This window comes from Brevibacillus antibioticus, from assembly GCF_005217615.1.
Classification (GTDB): Bacteria; Bacillota; Bacilli; order Brevibacillales; family Brevibacillaceae; genus Brevibacillus; species Brevibacillus antibioticus.
In genome coordinates, this window is the sequence record NZ_SZNK01000001.1 from 2404863 (window position 1) to 2424652 (window position 19790).

Below are 19790 nucleotides of genomic sequence, written 5' to 3' on the forward strand. Positions count from 1 at the left end.
CTCGTTCCTACGTTTTTCTACTTTCAATAAAACGAGTAATGATAAACAATTAAAAACCCCTTTCCGACCGAAAAGCGGAAAGGGGTTTTTCGTTTATCCCAGCTTGTTTTTATTTGTATACGTATACGCTTGGAGCAGCCCAGCCGACTTTGTAACCAAGATTATCCGTAACGGTACGGATTGGAATCATTGGCATACCGTTTTTGAGGACAACAGGTGTTGGCAGTTGAATTTCCGTACTGCCTACTTTTGCTGTTTTCGACCCAACTGTAAACTTCACGACTTTGGTTCCACTGATAACAGCAACGCTTGAATTGTTCCATTGCGTAGTCAGTGCCAGAGCTTCTTTAAAGAATTGAGCTGGAACCATGGTCGTATTTCCTTCAATGTAAGGGGCTACAGAGAGAGGATACGTTTTGCCATGCAGGGTGAAGTTTGCTGTATTCACTTTAAAGGAAGCCGAGTTTGCTGGAATAGCAGTCGATGGTTGTTGTGGTGTTGGCGTTGCAGGCTTTGGTTGAGCCGGGGAAGGCATCCCTACGCCGACAGCACGCGCAAACAACAAACCTCTTTCTTCGGAAGTAAATACGCTAATGCTATATGTGTTTTTCACAGCAGGGTTTACGATGTTCGCTGCTGGATTGATCGCAATATTAGCGACAGTTGCCGCAGGAATATCCTGAGACGGATAAATCAGAACGTTTTGTCCACGAACTGCGACGAAATTCGCACCTACACCATTCACAGAGATGTTAGCTGGCGCGATATAAGCCGGCACTTTGTAGCCTACTGGGAATACGATCTCGACGAAATCACGCTGCTTTTGCAGACCAACACCCAATCCTTTGATTGCAACATTCACACCCGTCTGCTTGCCAAGTGCATTTTGTGTCAATGCAATAGTTGCGGTGCTATTGTTAGTACCTGTATTTGGTACAGGCACTGGAGTTGTTGGGTTAGTTGGCGTCGGATTCACCGAAGAGCCACCGATGCTGAAGGATTTGGATTCCAAAGTTCTTCCGGAAACAGTAGCCTTCAACGTGTAGCTGCCAGTTGATTTTGGATTCGAAACCCACGCACCGTAAGTAACTTCAACCTTCACATTGCTAGTCGCTTTGAAGCCAGTTGGTGCAACCAAGGCGATTCTGTTCCCTATTGCAGCTGCTTTCTTCGCTGGTTTCCCATTGAGCAAAAAGTCTGATGCTGTCAAAATGCCCGGTACCATATCGGAGGACGGGAATTCAAGAATCAGTTCTCCATCTTCTTTCAACTCTTTGTTGCCGAAGTCAGCATCAAACGTGTAGCTAGAACGAGCTCCCGCACCTGGATCAGATAGATTAACTGTAAAGCTGTCGGAAGCGCTGCTTGAGCTGGAGCCGTTTTTCGTAATTTCGAATTCGTCTGACTCATATGTCGAACCATCGTATTTCACTTTGATAACATATTTGTCACCGGAACTAGGATTCTCAATGCCAGCATCTTTGTCAAATTCCAGTGTCATGTAATCATCTCCGTCTGCTCCACTCGGAATCTTGATATCTACCGAGCTACCGCTAACACTGACGGATTTCGCTTTCTTTCCGTTTACTGTTACATCGTCTTCGTCAATGCTCGAAGGCAACATGCCTTTCTCTGGGAAAGTGACGGTAATTGTGGAGTTCGTCTCCAACTCATCGCTACTTTTCAGAGAAATTTTTCCAAGTTTGAGGCTTACTTTTTCGCCTGCTGCTTTGCTGCTCAGCGTTACGCTGTAATCGTTTTTGGACTTGCTATTCTTGCTGCTGGAGCTAGAGCTGCTTTTTTTGATATCAACTTTGTCTTCGTCAGAGCTCTCATTTTCTGTTTTTACACTTACCTCATATGTACCCTTGTCATCAGGATTTGTGATTCCTTTTTTAATGGTAAACGAGACTTTTTTTCCGGAATCAAAATCCTCATCCACCGTGATGATTACTTCATTGTCATCCACTTCAACTTTTTTGACATCTATACCGGAAATATCTTTCTTGCTGATTTTTTTATTCACATCGAAATCACTGTCGAATTCAACTGTGATAGTATCTCCGCTCTCCAGGTCTTCTTCAAGCGTGAATTTAATACCATACTCACTTTCTTTTCCGGCACCATCATTGTCAGCTGATACATCCAATTTTTCAACAGCATATGCTTGCGGTACAGCAACAAAAGGTGTAGCGGCCAGCGCTGATGCTAACACTATTGGTAGTGCTTTTTTACTTTTCTCCATGTTTTTCCTCCCGTATTTACCGTTAATCTGGAAAACTCTCTAGCAGGACGCTACCAGTCTACCACAAATGCTATCAGGTGGGAATCATTTCTATATCATTTGAGACTTTCTGGCTACAATTGCTAAGACGAAGTAGTCGATGAAAAAGTTACATACGTAATGATCAATTTGGAAATTTTTTTGCGCTTTTTTTATTTAAAAAACCAGGTCTTTACTTGACCTGGTTTTTCGACATTCTAATACAGCTTGGTACCCGCTCCTACATTCTCAAGCTTTTGTTTCACACTCTGCAGGAATCGCCCACAAATGAGACCATCCAGCACGCGATGATCCAAGGACATGCACAGATTGACCATAGAACGAACTGCGATCATGTCGTTAATGACGACAGGGCGTTTCACGATGGACTCGACACTAAGAATTGCCGCCTGCGGAGCATTGATAATTGGCTGAGACAAAACAGAGCCAAAGGAGCCTGTGTTGTTAACCGTAAAGGTCCCGCCTGTCATGTCATCCATCGTCAATTTCCCTGCACGGGTGCGTGCTGCCAGGTCATCGACTGCCTTAGCTATGCCAAGAATGGATTTTTGGTCAGCATGCTTGATGACAGGAACATAGAGAGCATCTTCCGTGGCCACTGCGATGGAGATGTTGATGTCCTTTTTCACAATGATTTTGTCATGTGCCCATGTGGAATTGATCATTGGGTACTCTTTCAACGCTTCTACAACCGCTTTGATAAAGAACGGCAGGAACGTGAGGTTGAGCCCTTCTTTTTTCGCAAATTCGCCCTTTGCCTGATGGCGGAAGTTAACCAAATTGGTCACATCTACTTCGACCATCGTCCAAGCATGTGGAGCCTCATGCTTGCTCTGTACCATTCGGTTTGCAATCGTACGACGAATAGACGTTACAGGTACAACTTGATCACCGCTTGCAACCGGAATATCTACGGAAACAGCCGAAGTCGTAGCTGGTGCTACCGGTGCAGGTGTTGAAACGACAGTAGCTTGTTCAACCGCTGCTACAGGAGCCTGCGCGACTGTTTCTTTTACTGTCTCAGCTGGCTTTTGGCCGCCCGCGTCGATAATCGCTTGGACATCTTTGCGGGTAATGCGACCGCCTGCTCCAGTCCCTACAACGTGGGACAAATCAATGCCATGTTGCTGTGAGAGCATCACAACCGCAGGTGAATAGCGTTGCTTTGGCCCATCGGAGACTGGTGCTTGGTGGATGGATACAGCCGGAGTAGCTACCTTTGGCTGCTCGGTTGCAGGTGCTTGTGGAGCCGTAATTTCCGTCACGCTAGCAGACGCTGCAACTCCACCTTCCGCACCACTTTCTTCTATATAGAGGATCAATGTGCCGACAGCGACTGTCTCACCTTCAGGCACGACGATCTCAGTAACGCGTCCTGAAACGGTAGAAGGAACCTCTGCGTTTACTTTATCCGTCGTCACTTCAGCCAGCGAATCGTATTTCTTGACCGTGTCGCCTACATTGACCAACCATTTGCTGATGGTGCCCTCTGTCACGCTCTCTCCGAGCTGGGGCATTAGTACTTTCGTTGCCATGATCCTTGGTCCTCCTCGCCTTAAAAGTTGGCCAGCTCGCGCATTGCTTCCAATACTTTTTCCGGGTTCAGCATAAAGTATTTTTCCATCGGCGGGCTATATGGCATAGCTGGTACATCTGGACCACAAAGACGTTTAATCGGTGCATCCAAATCGAACAGGCAATGCTCCGCTACAATAGCAGCAACCTCGCCGCCTACGCCGCCTTCTTTGTTATCCTCGTGTACGATCAATACTTTGCCTGTCTTGGAAGCCGCTTCTACAATCGCTTCTTTGTCCAACGGATACAGTGTGCGCAAGTCGAGAACATGCGCGCTGATGCCTTCTTGTGCGAGCTTTTCCGCAGCTTGCAGGGCGAAGTGCAGAGTCAAGCCGTAGGAAATGACTGTGATGTCTGTACCCTCTCGCTTGACGTCCGCTTTACCAATCGGCAGCACATAGTCGTCCTCAGGCACTTCTCCCTTGATCAAACGATAGCAGCGCTTGTGCTCAAAAAAGAGCACCGGATCTTCATCGCGAATGGCTGCTTTCAGAAGACCTTTTGCATCATATGGTGTCGAAGGTGCCACTACTTTTAAACCAGGGGTGTTCGTGAACATCGCTTCCACAGATTGCGAGTGGTATAGTGCACCGTGAACCCCACCGCCGAACGGGGCACGAATCGTGATCGGGCAATGCCAGTCGTTGTTCGAACGATAGCGCATTTTCGCCGCCTCACTGACAATTTGGTTCACAGCTGGCATGATAAAGTCCGCAAACTGAATCTCCGCGATTGGACGCATACCGTAAGCTGCTGCACCAATCCCTACACCGACAATAGCGGACTCAGCCAGTGGCGTATCAATCACGCGCTCCTCGCCAAACTCTTCAATCAATCCGTTTGTCGCACGGAAAACCCCACCGCGTACGCCAACGTCTTCTCCGAGGATAAATACATTGGAATCGCGACGCATTTCTTCACGCATCGCCATTGTAATTGCATCAATAAAAGAAATGACTGCCATAAAAGATCCCCCCTTATTCCCCGTATACGTATGTCATTGTCGATTCTGGTGTTGGATATGGCGCGTTTTCTGCATATTCAGTGGCTTCATCCACTTCCAGCTGTACACGGGCAAGCATATCTGCTTCCTTATGTTCGTCCAAGAGCCCGATCTCTCTCAAATAGGCAGCGAAAACAATTAACGGGTCTTTTTTCTTTGCTTCTTCCACTTCTTCTCTCGTACGATACACACGATCGTCATCGTCACTGGAGTGCGGAACAAGACGATACATAACGGCTTCAATCAGCGTTGGCCCTTGACCACTGCGCGCACGTTCAACCGCTTCTTTCATGACACGATAGACTTCAATCGGATCGTTTCCGTCCACACTGATTCCAGGGAAGCCGTAACCGATCGCACGGTCTGCTACACTTTCACAAGCCAACTGCTTATTCAGTGGTACAGAGATTGCGTATTTGTTGTTTTCGCAGAAAAAGATAACGGGTAGCTTGTGGACACCCGCAAAGTTCGCACCTTCGTGGAAGTCCCCCTGATTGCTGGAACCTTCTCCAAACGATGCATACACAACAAAATCTTTTTGCTTCATTCTACCTGCCAATGCCATACCAACTGCGTGTGGCACTTGGGTAGTCACAGGGCTTGAGCCCGTCAAAATATTGTACTTTTTGCCACCGAAGTGACCTGGCATCTGTCTTCCACCACTATTCGGATCTTCTGCCTTCGCAAAAGCGGACAGCATGCAATCACGCGCTGTTTGGCCAAACACCAGAACCAAACCAAGATCGCGATAGTACGGGCACAAGAAATCTCTGTCTTTTTCCATCGCAAAAGCTGCTCCCACCTGAGCTGCTTCCTGACCTTGGCAGGAAATCACGAACGGTACTTTGCCCGCACGATTCAACAGCCATTGGCGCTCGTCAATTTTTCTGGCCAATAGCATGTAATAATACATGTCAAGGACTTGTGCATCGGTCAATCCCACTTGCTCATGTCGCTTGGTTGTCATCGTTCATACCCTCCTTGCTAATTGTGTATCGCTTTTCCGTCGACAGCCTGCGCTGCCTCCATGATTGCTTCGGATAAGGATGGATGCGGGTGAATCGTCTGACCGATCTCCCACGGAGTCGCATCCAGTACACGGGCCAAGCCCGCTTCGGAAATCATATCTGTCACATGTGTACCAATCATGTGAACCCCTAACAAATCATTGGTCTTGGCATCAACGACCAACTTCACAAAGCCGTCATTCTCACCGTGGATCAGCGCTTTGCCCAGCGGCTTAAAGCTGAACTTGCCGATTTTTACATCGAAGCCTTGTTCTTTTGCTTCTTTTTCAGTGAGTCCGACATTTGCGACTTCTGGTCGGCTATACGTACATTTCGGGACCTTGGTGTAATCCATCGGGTGCGGGTTTTGTCCAGCCATGTGCTCTACTGCAAGTATTCCTTCATGCGAAGCCACATGTGCCAATTGCAAACCGCCAATCACGTCACCAATCGCATAAATATGAGGCTCTGCAGTCTGGAAAAATTCATTAACCACGACTACGCCACGCTCGACTTTGATTTCTGTTGCTTCCAAACCAATGTTTTCTACATTGGCTTGGCGCCCTACAGATACGAGTACCTTTTCGGCTTCGAAGGTTTGGACTCCATCCTTGACTTCCGCCTGAATAGAGACTTTGCCTTCCCCTTTTTCCAACGATTCAGGCAACACCTTTGCTCCCGTCACGATGTTGACTTTCCGCTTTTTCAACAGGCGAGCCAATTCCTTGCTCACTTCTTCATCCTCAAACGGCAAAATACGGTCGGCGTACTCCACTACAGTTACTTCTACACCGAAATCATTGAGCATAGAAGCCCACTCAATCCCGATGACACCGCCACCAACGATGACAACAGAAGCAGGCAACTGCTCCCACTGCAACGCTTCATCGCTTGTTACCACATAAGATCCGTCGATGACCAAACCGGGAAGTGTGCGCGGACGTGAACCTGTTGCCAGCAAAAGGAATCGAGGAACGATCATTTCTTGGTCCCCGTTTTCCTTTTCAATGCGCACAGCACCTGCCTGCGGAGAAAAAATGGAAGGCCCCATGACTCTTCCAAAGCCTTCAAAGACAGTAATGCTGCCTTTTTTCATCAAGTACTGAATCCCTTTGTGAAGTTGGTCGATAATGCCTTGCTTACGCTCTTGTATTTTTGTGAAGTCATAGCCTACAGTACCTGCCGAGACTCCGTATTTGTCAGCTTCCTTCAGGGTGGAGAATACTTCTGCACTGCGCAATAACGCTTTGGATGGGATGCAACCACGGTGCAAGCAAGTACCACCGAGCTTTTCTTTTTCCACGATTGCTACCTTCATTCCCAATTGGGAAGCGCGGATTGCCGCTACATAACCGCCGGTACCTCCCCCGAGGACGACTAAATCAAACTCTTGAGACACCACGATCTCTCCTTTCATTCAGAAAGCTAACCTGCGTATTTACGAGAATATGAATATTCAAAGAAAACGTTTTATGTATCCCTGACCGCCCTCCTAGAAGAGCGGCGGTCAGGAGTATGAACTTTATGGAAGAAAAGAGATTAGCGCTTGTAAACAGTCTTGCCGTTTTGCAGGAAAGTATTACGTGATCTAGCAACACTTGCAATGCGCTCTTCCGCCATGCGGTCAGCAGCTTTGTAGGAAGCCATGCCATCACGTTCAGCGATTTCATAAATTTTCAGGATGCTGTCATAGATTGTTTCTACTTTTTTCAGTGCACGCTCGCGGTTGTAGCCTTGCAGCTCATCTGCCACATTGATTACACCACCAGCATTGATCACGTAGTCAGGTGCGTAGATCAGACCCATTTCGTGAATTTGGTCGCCGTGTCTCTCTTCTTTCAGCTGGTTATTAGCTGCCCCTGCAATCACTTTTGCTTTGAAGAGTGGAATGGTGTCATCGTTGATGATCGCACCCAATGCGCAAGGAGAGAAGATATCGCACTCTACGCCAAAGATCTCGTTAACGCCTACGGCTTTAGCACCGAAATCGTTCACTGCGCGATCTACGTTTTCTTGATTGATATCCGTTACGATCAAATGCGCACCTTCTTCATGCAGATGGCGGCACAGATTGTACGCTACGTTTCCTACACCTTGTACAGCAATCACTCGTCCGGAGAGAGAGTCGGAACCAAACGCCAATTTAGCAGCAGCTTTCATTCCACGGTAGACACCGTAAGCTGTGACAGGGGATGGATTGCCGCTGGAACCAAATGCAGGAGAAACTCCTGTGACGAATTCTGTTTCCAAGTGGATCGTATCCATGTCTGCTACCGTTGTTCCTACATCCTCAGCTGTGATGTAACGTCCATTCAGTCCTTGAATATAGCGGCCGAAAGCACGGAACAGCTCTTCGCTCTTATGCTCGCGTGGATCACCGATGATAACTGCTTTACCACCACCGATGTTCAGTCCTGCTGCTGCGTTTTTGTAAGTCATCCCACGACCGAGACGCAGTACGTCCACAATCGCCTCTTCTTCTGTTTTATACGGCCACATGCGCGTACCGCCGAGTGCTGGTCCTAATGTCGTATCGTGAATGCAAATGATTGCTTTCAAACCGGAATTTTCGTCTTGGCAAAATACCAATTGCTCGTAATCGTACTTTTGCATGTAGTCAAAGATGTTCACTGAAGAAACCTCCCTAGTATCTTTCGTTTTCCGCTTAAGTAAGCTGGCGTAACAGTGGGCTCCATTTGGAGAATTTCCCGCCAAGAGGTATATGCAAAAGTCATGCCAATAAAAACAAACTCATGAAAGCGCTTTATTTACAAGAACGCGGAATGGGTGTCCCTACGTCAAGTCTGCATTTTTTTGCATATACGCGCAAAGTTTTGCGTGCAATTATTTGCACGGTCACTTTTTTACTCTTCCTGCACATCCATGATGCCCAATTTTTCCATCTTGTAGTACAAACTGCGTATCGCGATTCCGAGGCGTTTGGCTGCAAGGGTGCGATTGCCTTTGGCTGCTGCCAGTTCCCGCAATATGTGCTGACGTTCTGCCTTTTCCACAGCTTCTTTTAACGTGGTACCAGTGGAACTCTCGTGCTGGGTCTCTTCCTTTTTGGTCGAAACGATTCGTCTTTCCAGTGGGGGTAAATGCTCCGGCATAATGATTCGCTCGTTGATCCGCATATGAATCATCGCTCTGCCCAATACATTCTCTAGCTCGCGCACATTGCCTGGCCAGTGATAGGACAGAAGCATCTGCAATGTTTCTTCCTGCAGCTCTTCTACATTTCTACCGTACTCCAGATTGGCTTTTCGTAGCAGGTGCATAGCAATCGGCTTAATATCTTCCAAGCGCTGTCTGAGTGGGGGGATATGAATCGGTACGACGTGGAGACGATAGAACAGGTCTTCACGGAAACGTCCCGCTCCAATCGCAGCCTCCAGATTCACATGGGTAGCCGCAATGACGCGAACATCGATGTTGATCGGCTTCGTTCCACCCACTCGTACAACCTCTCGCTCCTGCAGGACGCGCAAAAGCATGACCTGCATGCTCATGGACAGCTCGCCGATCTCGTCCAAAAAGATTGTTCCTCCGCTCGCTTCCTCAAACAGCCCCCGCTTTCCTCCTCGACGCGCACCCGTAAACGCGCCTTCCTCATAACCGAAAAGCTCACTCTCCAAGAGGCTCTCTGAGATCGCTGCACAATTGACCCGGATGAATTGGTTGTATTTTCGTTCACTTGCATTATGTATGGCGTGGGCAAACAGTTCTTTCCCCGTTCCCGATTCCCCACGAAGAAGAACCGTTGCGGGTGTTGACGCCGCTTTTTTGGCCTGCTCGATCGCTTGCTGCATGGGCTCGCTATAGCCGATGATGTCTGCAAAGCTATATTTTGCCTCCAGATTGCGGATAATGCGACGAGCTTTCTCCAGCTCTTCTGACAGGCGCTTGAATTCGGAGACATCGTGAATGACGCCAACGCTTCCTTTCAGCTCCCCATCGACCACAACAGGTGCAACATTGACCACCACGTCCTTGCGCTTTGGTCCCAATTTCATGGGGACGCCTCTCACTGCCTTCTTCGTTTTCAGGACTTGCATGTGCATACTATCGCCTTCGGAAATGTCTACCGTCGCTGGTTTTCCGATAATGTCGTCTTGCGAATAGCCCGTAAGCCTTGTGTAGGCCTTATTGATCAAAAGTCCATTCCCGTATTGGTCAACGACTGATATCGCTTCGTCCGATGATTGAATAATCGCTTGCAGCATGCTCTGCAAATCTTTCAAGTTCGTCACTTCTTCTGCCAACGCCATGATTTCTGTAATATCACGGAAAATGGCAACAGCTCCGACAACTTCTCCTCGATCATTGCGAACAGGCACACGGTTTGTAATAATCCGGGTCTGATTCGGCAAAACTTGCTCCTGATTCAATTCGGGAGAGCCTGTCTTTAGTACAATATGTAACCGAGTGTTCGGTATACGCTCCGAAACTTTTGTATCCAGCACTTCACTCGCCTCGATGCCCATCAATCGCTCTGCGGCTTTGTTGAACAACGTAATAATTCCTTGGCGATTGACTCCGATAATCGCGTCATGCGTGGAGTTCAGCATCGTTTCCCGCTCCCGCTGATTTTGCATCAAGACTGCAATCAGCTTATCGCGTTCCCGAATCAATTTCATGACGATTCTTGTAAACGTTCCTGGGATGAGCACTGTCTTATCTTTCTTTAATTGCCTGAGGTGCTCATACTCCCCCAGGTCCCCAGTAGCTTCTAAAATGACATCCAGATCCTCATCCAAATAAGGACGATAATCCTCATCGACGGGAATCCCCAATGATTGGGCAAGCAGTATGCCTGGGGCGTCCGGCCGTTGATCGACGACAGCAACGACTTGTAATCGGTCCATTTGGTTTAGCATCCGCAGGAGTGCTGTTCCACCACGTCCCGCACCAACGATGAGCAGCTTGTGCATGCGAGAGACCCCTCACTTTTTGAACAACCTCTTTACGTTCTTACTCGTAACCATTGTACTCCAACAAACCGTTGATGGACAGGCGTTCTTCCCTAACGTGCGCTCGTTCGTGTGCAATAGGTACGGTGGACAAGGCTGTTCGCATCCGATATGATGAAAAGACCGTACTGTAGTTGTTGTAGTCGTTTACGCATTCGAGAAAGGGGTGAAAACCCTTGGTTTTTCAGAAAATCATTGCACTCTTAATTATGGTAATCCCGGCGGCAATCGCCATGTACGGAATCAAACTAATCCGTGACGCATTCTTCTATTCGGCCTCTTTGGAGGTTGGATTTTTGTGGGGAAAACTCATTTTAGGTATACTGGCTTTCGCCATCCCTGTATGGTTTATTGCAGGCTTTATTCTCCATCACGAGCGCAAAAAAAATCGCGTACAACCCCGTTTCATGGTTCCTGAACCTGATGACGAGGACTAGACCAAACCGGACGAGCCAGTCTGGTTTTTTTTATTTTCAGCTTCTGTAGCCCTCCCCCATTGATCGAGTCGACGAAGCCAACCGACCTGTTCGATGACGCGGGAAAACGAACAAAATTCTGCCGCAACCTGAAGACACAGGAAAAGCACGAGCATACTCACCTGTATATAAATCGGTGTCCCGATGACAAAGGAAAAGCCTGCTGCAAAACCCAAGGCATTCGCCCCTGTATCTCCGAGCATAATTTTGCCGCCAACGTCATGGGGAAACATGAACATGCTTGCCATGAAGACAGGGATCAAAAAAATCCAGTTTGCCATCGCTGCACTGGCTCCTATTGTCCATAGGCCAAAAGCTCCAGCCAGTGCTGTCAGGCACCAAAATACTTTAATCGCTCGTCCAGGCCGCAAATCAAACAAGTTAATGATATTAGGGCAGAGCGCAAGCAAACCAAAGGCAACAAACCCTGCCCACAACGTGTTCGAAAGTGATAGGGTGAGACAAAATGCCGTGCTTGTCCCTCCAATTAACTTCCACATCCCACTGGTCATTCGCCTCTCTCGCCATAACACGCCGAAATGTCCACGAAAGCCTTTTGCATCCCGATCTGATGCGCGATCATCATGCCATCCCCAAAAGGCCATCGTGATCATACCTGTTAGAAATAAGAAACCGTGCAGGAGAAGCTCGCTATTGACCCCTCTGAGCAAAAGTAGTCCGATCAGTACAATCCCAGTTATAGCGCTTGAACATACGAGGATGAGCCCCCCTGCTGTCAGAACTGGCTCTCCATCGTAATTGAATCGATTCATTCCCAAGGCTTTGAGCTTTTGTGCGCCAATTTTATGCAGTGGGCGGTTAAGCACCAGAGGAAAAACGACCGCGAAAATCACCATGAGCATTAGGATTTTCGTTTCCACTCTTTCCCCTCCCACCATTTCCGGCATAGCGTACGGCTAATCGCGACAAACTCTTTCCCGCGATGACAGAAGCCTGCCCAATCGTTTTTCGTTTCACGATGCGAAAAAAAGACAGGGACCTCTGCTACACGATACCCTGCCCGCAAAGCATCGACAGTGAGCCCCACCTCTATGCCAAATCCCTTATCCTGGCTCCCCAATCGGTCAAGAAGCTCGCGACGTATTGCCCGTTGTCCCGATAAAGGGGCTTTTGCTTCAAAGCCTGTCAACATCCGGATGCCATGATGGGCCAAGCCTCTTGCTAATCCGAAACCTGCTTTCTCTGTTGGAGGTGGCAGAACAGCTACCGCCATATCACAGACATCTTGTAGTACCGGCGCAAGCAAATATACGGCTTCTTCTGCGCTGTCTCGCAAATCACCGTCGAGAAGCATGATCACATCCCCACCGGCGCACTTCCAGCCCAATTGAACAGCTGCACCTTTCCCTTGATTGCGCGGCGCTCGAATCACCCTATCCGCCCACTTGCTTGCGATGTGTGCCGTCTCATCTTGACTGCCATCATCAACGACGATCAGTTCATCACAAAAAAAGCGTTCACGAATGGCACGGAGTGTATCACCAATGGAAGCCTGTTCGTTGAACGCTGGGATGACGACGCTAACTTTTTTCACGCGAGCCCTTCCTCTCCGCCAACCTATTTTGCATTTGCTCCAAAAGTGCCCATTGTTTTGCAGGAGAGTCAGGCACATCTACGACCTGTATCCAGGAATTCACCTGTTTTTCCCGTAGCCAAACCGGTGCTTGTCTTGCTACCACTAAAAGCACCCCGTCTTCGCACTTATTTCCCTCGCGATACGAAACCACTTCCATACCTACTGAATGCATCAGGTGCATAATCTGTTCAGCAACGTTTCCATCCTCTTGCCAAACATACACCTTACTTCCTGCGAGTTCATCCACATAGCGTATGCTCATGAGTTGGACGACTTCTTGGTTGCTGCGCGCCACTTCCTTGAGTAATCGACTCATTTGCTGCCTTAATTCATGGTTGCTTTTGAGAGCGCGATCGTACTTTGCTTCCATATTGGAAAGAATGCCTTTTGTTCCTTGTGTTATCCATGAATGGCCTGCCGTCCCTCCTAACAAGATACCTACCCCAAGTGCGACAAATATGGCAGCCAGTGAAATCAAATGATAGCGGAATGGTATCATGTCTACCTCCATGAAGTGCGTTGTTCATAAAGTCCAAGTCCGCCAACTGGTCCAAATCATCTGTACAGCATGACGGGTGATCGGATTGATGACGAGCGCGGCTGAAACAGGCAGGAGCATCGCAACTATACACCACCCCCACAGCTTCCATGACTCGCTCGGCCGATAGAGATGACTGACTCCTTTGGCATCAATTAGCTTTGTCCCGATCTTCGTGCGGACCAATAACGTGCTCGCCATACCTTTGCGGCCTTTTTCCAGAAAATCAATCATATTTGTATGGGCACCGATCGTGACGATCAGTTCAGCCTCCTTTTCGTACGCTAACAGCATCGCCACATCTTCGCTTGTACCAGGCGCTGCCAAAATATGACAAGGTAAACCGAGGGCTTTTACGCGAGTCGTTCCAGGTGCTGTCCCATCCATGAAAGCATGGACGACGATCTCCGCTCCGCTTTGGAGTGCTTTGTCCGAGACGCTATCCATATCTCCCACAATCAGGTCTGGACGATACCCTGCTTCCATGAGGGCATCTGCACCGCCATCGACCCCGATCAAAACAGGACGATATTCCCGAATATAGGAAGATAGCGTCAGTAAGTCCTCTCTATAATGTTTCCCGCGAACGACGACTACGACATGTCGCTGTTCCATTTTCGTATGTAATTGCACATGGCAAAGTGGCTTTAAAAATAGGTCTTTTTCCTTGCTGGCGTACAAAAGTGTGTTGTCGATAAACGAAGAGAGTGTGTCATCCAACTTATCTTGCGCTTCATGCCATCGGTTCAAAATAGAGGGAACCGTCACCTGCTGCAACCTACATACATGTACCCACTTCTCTTCCAATAGGATGTACAGATTTCCTTCACGTATCGTTGCATACTTACCCTCGATCCATTCCATGAACGAATCCGACACATCTACATCCAGTACCTCATAGAGTGTGACACCGTTTGTTAAAAGTTGGCGAGCCCCTTCAGCTGGGTATTGCCCCGTCATGAATGGCGAAAGGTTGAGGACGACTTTTACCCCTCTTTCCAGCAAGGACTGTGCTGCTATCTCATCAACGTCTGGATGATCAATGATGGCGATATGATGGGAGTGGAGACGTTTGCACAACTGCTTCGTCTTGAGATCAGCTGCTACGACAGCCGTGTATGAATGTGCTCCAGAACCTTTTCGTTTGCCCACGTATTCCACCTCCGCCTTTAGTATGCTAAATATTTCCTACCCACATGCAAAAAAAAGAAGCTGTGCATCAAATGCACAACCTCTTTTAAGCGAAGCGTTTTCAGTTTAATCTACGCACCCTTGGCCAGGTAGTAAATGATCAAACCATCTGCGAACAGAAAAACCACCAAAGATACAAAGCCAAATAAGATTGCAAATGTGTTTTTCGCTTTGATGGAGTTCAAACAGCCCCAAGCGATAAAGAATGTGAAGATAAACATCAGGATGTCAAATAAAACGATTTTCATAAACGACAACTCCTTCACCATGATGACGCAACAGGAATACAATGGCAATTCCATTATATAGCTTCCGGTATTATGAGACAAGCATATCCAAATTTGTGAACAAAAAGTTTCACAATTTTTCCCCTTTTATTGTGCCACAAGTTGCGCTGCCTATCCATTTATAAATTTTATTCTCTAATGAAATCCTTCTTTAATGGGATTTGCAAACGCTATCAACCAGTTCCCTCTAATCTCTTTCAGTATTGATACATGAACAGGACAAACAACTTTTCAGCATTAACTGCGCCCTTTCACAGGCTATTGTTGAGACTGTAGATAGATAAAGCATTCTGCTTCTGCAAAATAATTAGGGGAAACATGTTTTACATCTTCAATCACCCATAAGGTCTTATGTAGTTCATTTCTTAATGACATACTTCACCACCCTAATTCAAATCGAATCATTCAATTTCATTTCCCCCTCCATTAATTTATTCATGCTTCTTCTTTAGTTCCTCTAGCAGCTTCCTATCTGCCCTCTTTCCACTTTTTCTTTTTATATCCTTCCCTTGATTTTACTATCCCCATTGAATAATCTTCCCTTCACTTTTACCAAGTCATGTATTGAATAATGGATCTCCAGTTCATTTCGACATTTTCTACGGAATAGGCTTTATTTCGACCGTTTTTTTATTCTCTATGATGTAACTTGGGATAATCTCCTTTTTTTCTAAAACAGGTTATATATTCTCTGCCATTTTTCTCTATACATGGTGTCGGCAGGAAAAGGAGATGATACAAATTTCACACTAGTATTAAAGAAGAAGCTTTTATAGAAAATGCAAGAATAGCATCATGGTTTTTAAAGGGTCTGCAACACGAAATGTATAGGCTATCTAAGAAACAATGTAAGATTAGACGCCATGAGGAATTAATCCTTAATGCCCCATTGAGCGATGATGCCTCTGTAGAATTGGTAGAATTACTACCTTTACAAGAGCCGCTTGAAAATGATCTATCCATTTCTCTACGGGATGCATTATCAAGGTTATCCCCTAAACAGTTTTATGTAATTCGAACTATTGTTTTAAATGGCTATACCGAACATGAAGTCAGTGAGCAATTAAAAATTTCTCAGCCTGCCGTAAATAAGATCAAAAAAGCAGCATTAAAAAGATTGCAAAATGACAAATGTCTAAGAGAGTGGAAAAATTATGAGTCAAGTCGTTGAAGTATTTACTGACGAGTTCTCAACTATTGCTTTTCAAGTTTTGTGTCTATTCAAACATTACAAAGTGCCTCATGTGGAGAGAAACATAATTAGAAACCCAGAAGCATTAAAAGATTTTAGAAGACTCAAATTAACTTTGATTCCATCATTCTTCATAGGAGGATACCGACATGATGGATACCAAGCCGAAGTATGGGTCAAGTTACTCAAGCACCATTATGATATCCATGTTTCTCTCCCTGAAATGCAAGTTCTTCTTCCTGTTCAACGTTTTTGGGACGAAGAAATCTCAGAAATAACTAAGCCAATTGTTTTTAACTACTAAAATTAGAGAGGATTGATTGTAATGGAACAAAAACTTAACACAAAGCTTACTGCGTCTAACTACGTTTGCCCAAGTAGTTCTAAATACCCAAGTAAACCGGATTATGATACATTCGCTCGAAAATATAGGGAATATGCAAGTTCTGCTGCTGAACAAATTGGTATTTCTACTGCTGTAGTATTAACTCATTGGTATCAAGAATGGGGCATTCCAATTAACAACCCCGGATTCCAAGGTGGAGAAATTGGTAAACCTATTGGAAAATGCGGCAACTTCCCTGTTTATGCAACTTTGGATGATGGTGTTGAAGCATTCTGCATACAAATCAATAAGCGATATGTTGGTGGCAAAAATGCTTTCGATGATATTTTTGGTAATAAAACTGACATTAGGGCAGCATATGAAGACGGCTTCAAAGGTGGCTTGAAGGCATCCAATATTCAAACCGATGACAACAAGAAAATAAATGTAGTTAGCGAAAGATTTGTTGGTGGGAACTATGCTTGCAATGAAGCACTAGGTGCGTCACCATGGAATGCAGGTCATTACATGAGAGCCAGCAAAGGTGATACCTATCCGGGACGTCGGCTTAACGCTGTTCTTAACGATGCTGACTGGTAATTTTGAGAGGGGGGAATTCCCCTCTCCTTTTAAGGTTGTTCTTCTTTATTGCTTAGTTCAATACTAGTTACCTTGTCTCCTTTTAATAACACTCCTAACGATGGATAAAAGGTATTATCAGATGAACTAGAACCTGTAATCACGACATATTGTGTATCTGTATCCTTCCGTTTCTCATAAGCATAGGCACTTTGAAAACTTTGCATAACTTCTTTTAGACTGCTTCCAATACCAAAACCACGATCTGTTTTGATGTCTGATGGCTCGTTAACAGTTATGCTTACTACCCCGCCTTTCGGATTTTCTATTTGCGGATTGGCTCCTCCTTTATAATAGAATGCAACACTAAGATTAAGTTTTTCATAAGTCCACAATGGGAAAGGTGTAGCATTTAATACTCCCTTACTCGTTGGCTCTCCTAGCAATTTCCTTACGGTTTCTGCACTTTCCCCGATGTGAATACCGCCTAATGCTATATTCTCCTTAGTAAGCTCACCAGAACCAATTTCACTATCACTTTTTATAATCTTAATTTTGTTAAGATAGTCTTCTAAAGCTGCAACATTTTCACTCTGATTAGTTTGCTTTTCAACATTTGGAATTGTTGAAGGGAAGCCACATCCTGAAAGCGCAGATAGCACCAATATGCTGCTTAAAATGGCTTTTTTCATAATAAATCCTCCTTAGCTGTAGTCCGCTTTTATTTGAGAATCGCCTACACACAATTACTAAAAGAGTGCAGGCGATCATGGGCTTACTTAATTAATTTCCCATTGAGCGAATCTTGTAGTTCATAATCGATCTACATGCCCAAGCTTTGAGATCAGCTTCAGCATCCTCATAACCAAGATTTCTAGCATGTTTCTTGATAGCAGGGGTAAATTGATTTATGATAATCATCAGCGCCTCACCATCACCCCGTTGTGCCTTCAATACTAATTCCTTTAACTGAAGCATAATGTTCTCACCTCCTAAATACCATATAGCGTTAAGTACCGGAGTTTTATTACAAAATTACAAAATTATTCCATTTTCCTGAATTTAATACGATCCAACACTCTAAAAAGTTTCTCTATAGGCCTAGTTAAATTTTGGAGTGCGTCAATCAATACTCTTAAAAGTCACTATTTTTTAATATGACTCCCCTAAATCAATTCAAATAAAAGAATTACTTTATTGAAGCTGTTGAAATCTAATTCCTATTTCCCACCACATACCATTCTTTACAGCATATCTGGACCACCAGTAATTCGTTCAGCATCTTTAACTGCAACAATAACGGGACACAATCATGCTAATAATCTATCTCTTTCTAAAAAGCCTCTTAGTAAAATGTGAATCCTGATTGAACGCCCCCTCTATGTGCATATGTATCAATTCCTTTAGCTTGACCAGACACTACTATATATCCCTTATCTGTACATATTTTGGCAAGGTTGTATAAGTGATAGGATGGTCTGACTCCACGTATCATCAGCGGTTCTCCCCGTATAGCTCAACTGGTTTTTCTCCGAGTGAAAATCAATTGTCATTCCTGTTTCGCCTCCATAAACTCCAATCGGTTCCCAAATGGGTCCTCTGTGAAAAAGCGGATAAGGTGAGGAATTTCTTCGTCAATCCGAAACGATATCCCATTTGCTTGCAGATGCTCCATCAGCGAACCAATGTTTTGCACAAGGAACGCCGGATGTGCTTTTTTCGCGGGAATGAATCCTTCCTCTACACCAATATGAATCATTTGAGCGCCACATTGAAACCATATACCACCTCGAACGAGAAGCTTCGCTGGCTTTGGAACCTCTGGCATTCCCAAAAGCTCACCAAAAAACTTGCGCGCTACGTCCTCTGTTCCTGCTGGTGCTGCTAATTGTACATGGTCGAGCCCAATCCATTCATGCTTTGTTGTCATCGTCTTCTTGTCCTCCTCTTTTTTGCACAGAACCATCCATTCGTCAATCTGATGGGTCATTACTCTGCCTTCCTTTGTGGTAAGTCCTAGATATTCTTTTTGTTCATCTGTAGCGTGCAGCAGCAGCTTTTCGACGTCCTCCTCCTGCTGAGATGATTCGGAAGTACGCTGAACCCACGGTAAAAATTCAAACCTTTTTTTGCGTTCCCGTTGCTTTTGCACAGGTAAGCCATTCGCTTCAAACAAAGCCCCCCATTCACTTACGGAAAGACAGCGAACATGACTGGGATCGCGTGTTTTCTCTACTTCATTTATGAACCCCGAGAGTGACAACTCCTCAGGCGAAACGTTGTCAATGAAGAGAAACAACCCACCAGGAGAGAGCACGCGACTCACCTCACGGACAAAAGCCGCCGGATCTGGAAAATGATGAGCCGCGATTCGGCATGTGACGATCTCAAATGATTCATCGAGAAACGGGAGAGATTCTGCATCAGCCTGAACATACATCACATTATGGACAAGTGCTTTATCATTAGCCTCAGCGGCTGCCATGAGCATCGGGCGAGTCAAATCCGTGGCGACGACCAAGCTCACATGAGGAGCCAATGTCCTCGCTACGTGCCCACCTCCTGTGGCGATATCCAGTGCCCGCCACTTCTCTCTTGGCTGTATCCACTCCACCATCAGATCCAGGTCGCTGCCCTTTGCATGCGTCTTGCTTTGCACGTATTGCTCTGCATTTTTTCCAAATTGGGCTTGAACAGCTTGTTTGATCTCCTCATTCTTCATCAGGAACACCTCCTGCCTACATCATATTCCAATGTTTGTCA

General features: G+C 46.0%; 20 protein-coding genes. 4 read left to right on the forward strand and 16 right to left on the reverse strand.

Annotation, left to right across the window (positions count from 1 at the left end; translation table 11 throughout):
* Nucleotides 1-109: 109 nt before the first annotated feature.
* The 7 genes from E8L90_RS10930 to E8L90_RS10960 all read right to left on the reverse strand — a co-directional run bounded on the left by E8L90_RS10930 (nucleotide 110) and on the right by E8L90_RS10960 (nucleotide 10803).
* Nucleotides 110-2245, reverse strand: coding sequence for a copper amine oxidase N-terminal domain-containing protein (locus E8L90_RS10930; RefSeq protein ID WP_137029413.1), 2136 nt, complete (start codon nucleotides 2243-2245; stop codon nucleotides 110-112).
* Nucleotides 2246-2481: 236 nt separating this feature from the next.
* Nucleotides 2482-3819, reverse strand: coding sequence for a dihydrolipoamide acetyltransferase family protein (locus E8L90_RS10935; RefSeq protein ID WP_137029414.1), 1338 nt, complete (start codon nucleotides 3817-3819; stop codon nucleotides 2482-2484).
* A gap of 20 nt (nucleotides 3820-3839) precedes the next feature.
* Entirely contained in the window at nucleotides 3840-4823 is a 984-nt protein-coding gene (locus E8L90_RS10940; protein WP_007720847.1) for an alpha-ketoacid dehydrogenase subunit beta, read from the reverse strand.
* 13 nt (nucleotides 4824-4836) lie between these two features.
* The gene (locus tag E8L90_RS10945) at nucleotides 4837-5829 is read right to left on the reverse strand and encodes a thiamine pyrophosphate-dependent dehydrogenase E1 component subunit alpha (RefSeq protein WP_137029415.1); all 993 of its coding nucleotides are present in this window, start codon (nucleotides 5827-5829) and stop codon (nucleotides 4837-4839) included.
* A 17-nt stretch (nucleotides 5830-5846) separates the two neighbouring features.
* Nucleotides 5847-7268 carry a dihydrolipoyl dehydrogenase gene (lpdA, locus tag E8L90_RS10950; protein ID WP_137029416.1) on the reverse strand — a complete coding sequence of 474 codons (1422 nt, stop codon included), beginning with the start codon at nucleotides 7266-7268 and terminating at the stop codon, nucleotides 5847-5849.
* Between the two features lie 140 nt (nucleotides 7269-7408).
* Complete coding sequence (locus tag E8L90_RS10955) at nucleotides 7409-8500, reverse strand: Glu/Leu/Phe/Val dehydrogenase dimerization domain-containing protein (RefSeq protein ID WP_137029417.1); 1092 nt, start codon at nucleotides 8498-8500, stop codon at nucleotides 7409-7411.
* A gap of 233 nt (nucleotides 8501-8733) precedes the next feature.
* Nucleotides 8734-10803, reverse strand: coding sequence for a sigma 54-interacting transcriptional regulator (locus E8L90_RS10960; protein ID WP_137029418.1), 2070 nt, complete (start codon nucleotides 10801-10803; stop codon nucleotides 8734-8736).
* Between the two features lie 215 nt (nucleotides 10804-11018).
* Here E8L90_RS10960 and E8L90_RS10965 point away from each other — a divergent pair, with 215 nt between their 5' ends.
* Nucleotides 11019-11279, forward strand: coding sequence for a DUF2627 domain-containing protein (locus tag E8L90_RS10965; protein ID WP_137029419.1), 261 nt, complete (start codon nucleotides 11019-11021; stop codon nucleotides 11277-11279).
* Here E8L90_RS10965 and E8L90_RS10970 read toward each other — a convergent pair.
* From E8L90_RS10970 to E8L90_RS10990, 5 genes are all read right to left on the reverse strand, one after another.
* Nucleotides 11276-12199 (reverse strand): UDP-N-acetylmuramyl pentapeptide phosphotransferase, encoded by a 924-nt coding sequence (locus E8L90_RS10970; RefSeq protein WP_244297199.1) that lies wholly within the window; start codon nucleotides 12197-12199, stop codon nucleotides 11276-11278. The two genes, E8L90_RS10965 and E8L90_RS10970, sit on opposite strands and share 4 nt — an antisense overlap.
* Complete coding sequence (locus E8L90_RS10975) at nucleotides 12181-12873, reverse strand: glycosyltransferase family 2 protein (protein ID WP_137029421.1); 693 nt, start codon at nucleotides 12871-12873, stop codon at nucleotides 12181-12183. Before E8L90_RS10975 ends, E8L90_RS10970 begins: the two co-directional genes overlap by 19 nt.
* The gene (locus E8L90_RS10980; RefSeq protein WP_137029422.1) at nucleotides 12860-13414 is read right to left on the reverse strand and encodes a copper transporter; all 555 of its coding nucleotides are present in this window, start codon (nucleotides 13412-13414) and stop codon (nucleotides 12860-12862) included. The genes E8L90_RS10975 and E8L90_RS10980 overlap by 14 nt, the downstream gene beginning before the upstream one ends.
* A 24-nt stretch (nucleotides 13415-13438) precedes the next feature.
* Nucleotides 13439-14605: a putative cytokinetic ring protein SteA gene (gene steA, locus E8L90_RS10985; RefSeq protein ID WP_137029423.1), complete on the reverse strand. Its 1167-nt coding sequence runs from the start codon at nucleotides 14603-14605 to the stop codon at nucleotides 13439-13441.
* Between the two features lie 110 nt (nucleotides 14606-14715).
* Nucleotides 14716-14892 carry a DUF2759 family protein gene (locus E8L90_RS10990; RefSeq protein WP_088907150.1) on the reverse strand — a complete coding sequence of 59 codons (177 nt, stop codon included), beginning with the start codon at nucleotides 14890-14892 and terminating at the stop codon, nucleotides 14716-14718.
* Nucleotides 14893-15718: 826 nt separating this feature from the next.
* On the opposite strand from E8L90_RS10990, the gene E8L90_RS10995 reads away from it, so the two are divergent.
* The 3 genes from E8L90_RS10995 to E8L90_RS11005 are packed head-to-tail and all read left to right on the forward strand — an operon-like array spanning nucleotide 15719 to nucleotide 17048.
* Nucleotides 15719-16102 (forward strand): sigma-70 family RNA polymerase sigma factor, encoded by a 384-nt coding sequence (locus E8L90_RS10995; protein ID WP_279633709.1) that lies wholly within the window; start codon nucleotides 15719-15721, stop codon nucleotides 16100-16102.
* The gene (locus tag E8L90_RS11000) at nucleotides 16086-16427 is read left to right on the forward strand and encodes a hypothetical protein (RefSeq protein ID WP_137029425.1); all 342 of its coding nucleotides are present in this window, start codon (nucleotides 16086-16088) and stop codon (nucleotides 16425-16427) included. Before E8L90_RS10995 ends, E8L90_RS11000 begins: the two co-directional genes overlap by 17 nt.
* Nucleotides 16428-16448: 21 nt before the next feature.
* Entirely contained in the window at nucleotides 16449-17048 is a 600-nt protein-coding gene (locus E8L90_RS11005) for a hypothetical protein (protein WP_137029426.1), read from the forward strand.
* Nucleotides 17049-17077: 29 nt separating this feature from the next.
* Here E8L90_RS11005 and E8L90_RS11010 read toward each other — a convergent pair whose 3' ends face one another.
* The 4 genes from E8L90_RS11010 to E8L90_RS11025 form a co-directional block, all read right to left on the reverse strand.
* On the reverse strand, nucleotides 17078-17719 hold the full coding sequence (locus tag E8L90_RS11010) for a hypothetical protein (RefSeq protein WP_137029427.1): 642 nt from the start codon (nucleotides 17717-17719) through the stop codon (nucleotides 17078-17080).
* Nucleotides 17720-17810: 91 nt separating this feature from the next.
* Nucleotides 17811-18005 (reverse strand): helix-turn-helix domain-containing protein, encoded by a 195-nt coding sequence (locus tag E8L90_RS11015; protein ID WP_137029428.1) that lies wholly within the window; start codon nucleotides 18003-18005, stop codon nucleotides 17811-17813.
* A gap of 367 nt (nucleotides 18006-18372) precedes the next feature.
* Nucleotides 18373-18522: a DNA-processing protein DprA gene (locus E8L90_RS31480; RefSeq protein WP_482758293.1), complete on the reverse strand. Its 150-nt coding sequence runs from the start codon at nucleotides 18520-18522 to the stop codon at nucleotides 18373-18375.
* Between the two features lie 54 nt (nucleotides 18523-18576).
* Entirely contained in the window at nucleotides 18577-19749 is a 1173-nt protein-coding gene (locus tag E8L90_RS11025; protein WP_341870808.1) for a methyltransferase domain-containing protein, read from the reverse strand.
* Between the last annotated feature and the right edge of the window lie 41 nt (nucleotides 19750-19790).

Coding starts and splice junctions, on each gene's coding strand:
- E8L90_RS10945 (WP_137029415.1), bottom strand. CDS start 5,829: ATGACAACCAAGCGACATGAGCAAGTGGGATTGACCGATGCACAAGTC.
- E8L90_RS11015 (WP_137029428.1), bottom strand. CDS start 18,005: ATGCTTCAGTTAAAGGAATTAGTATTGAAGGCACAACGGGGTGATGGT.
- E8L90_RS11005 (WP_137029426.1), top strand. CDS start 16,449: ATGGAACAAAAACTTAACACAAAGCTTACTGCGTCTAACTACGTTTGC.
- E8L90_RS11010 (WP_137029427.1), bottom strand. CDS start 17,719: ATGAAAAAAGCCATTTTAAGCAGCATATTGGTGCTATCTGCGCTTTCA.
- E8L90_RS10980 (WP_137029422.1), bottom strand. CDS start 13,414: ATGATACCATTCCGCTATCATTTGATTTCACTGGCTGCCATATTTGTC.
- E8L90_RS10960 (WP_137029418.1), bottom strand. CDS start 10,803: ATGCACAAGCTGCTCATCGTTGGTGCGGGACGTGGTGGAACAGCACTC.
- E8L90_RS31480 (WP_482758293.1), bottom strand. CDS start 18,522: ATGATACGTGGAGTCAGACCATCCTATCACTTATACAACCTTGCCAAA.
- E8L90_RS10930 (WP_137029413.1), bottom strand. CDS start 2,245: ATGGAGAAAAGTAAAAAAGCACTACCAATAGTGTTAGCATCAGCGCTG.
- E8L90_RS10935 (WP_137029414.1), bottom strand. CDS start 3,819: ATGGCAACGAAAGTACTAATGCCCCAGCTCGGAGAGAGCGTGACAGAG.
- E8L90_RS11025 (WP_341870808.1), bottom strand. CDS start 19,749: ATGAAGAATGAGGAGATCAAACAAGCTGTTCAAGCCCAATTTGGAAAA.
- E8L90_RS11000 (WP_137029425.1), top strand. CDS start 16,086: ATGAGTCAAGTCGTTGAAGTATTTACTGACGAGTTCTCAACTATTGCT.
- E8L90_RS10990 (WP_088907150.1), bottom strand. CDS start 14,892: ATGAAAATCGTTTTATTTGACATCCTGATGTTTATCTTCACATTCTTT.
- E8L90_RS10940 (WP_007720847.1), bottom strand. CDS start 4,823: ATGGCAGTCATTTCTTTTATTGATGCAATTACAATGGCGATGCGTGAA.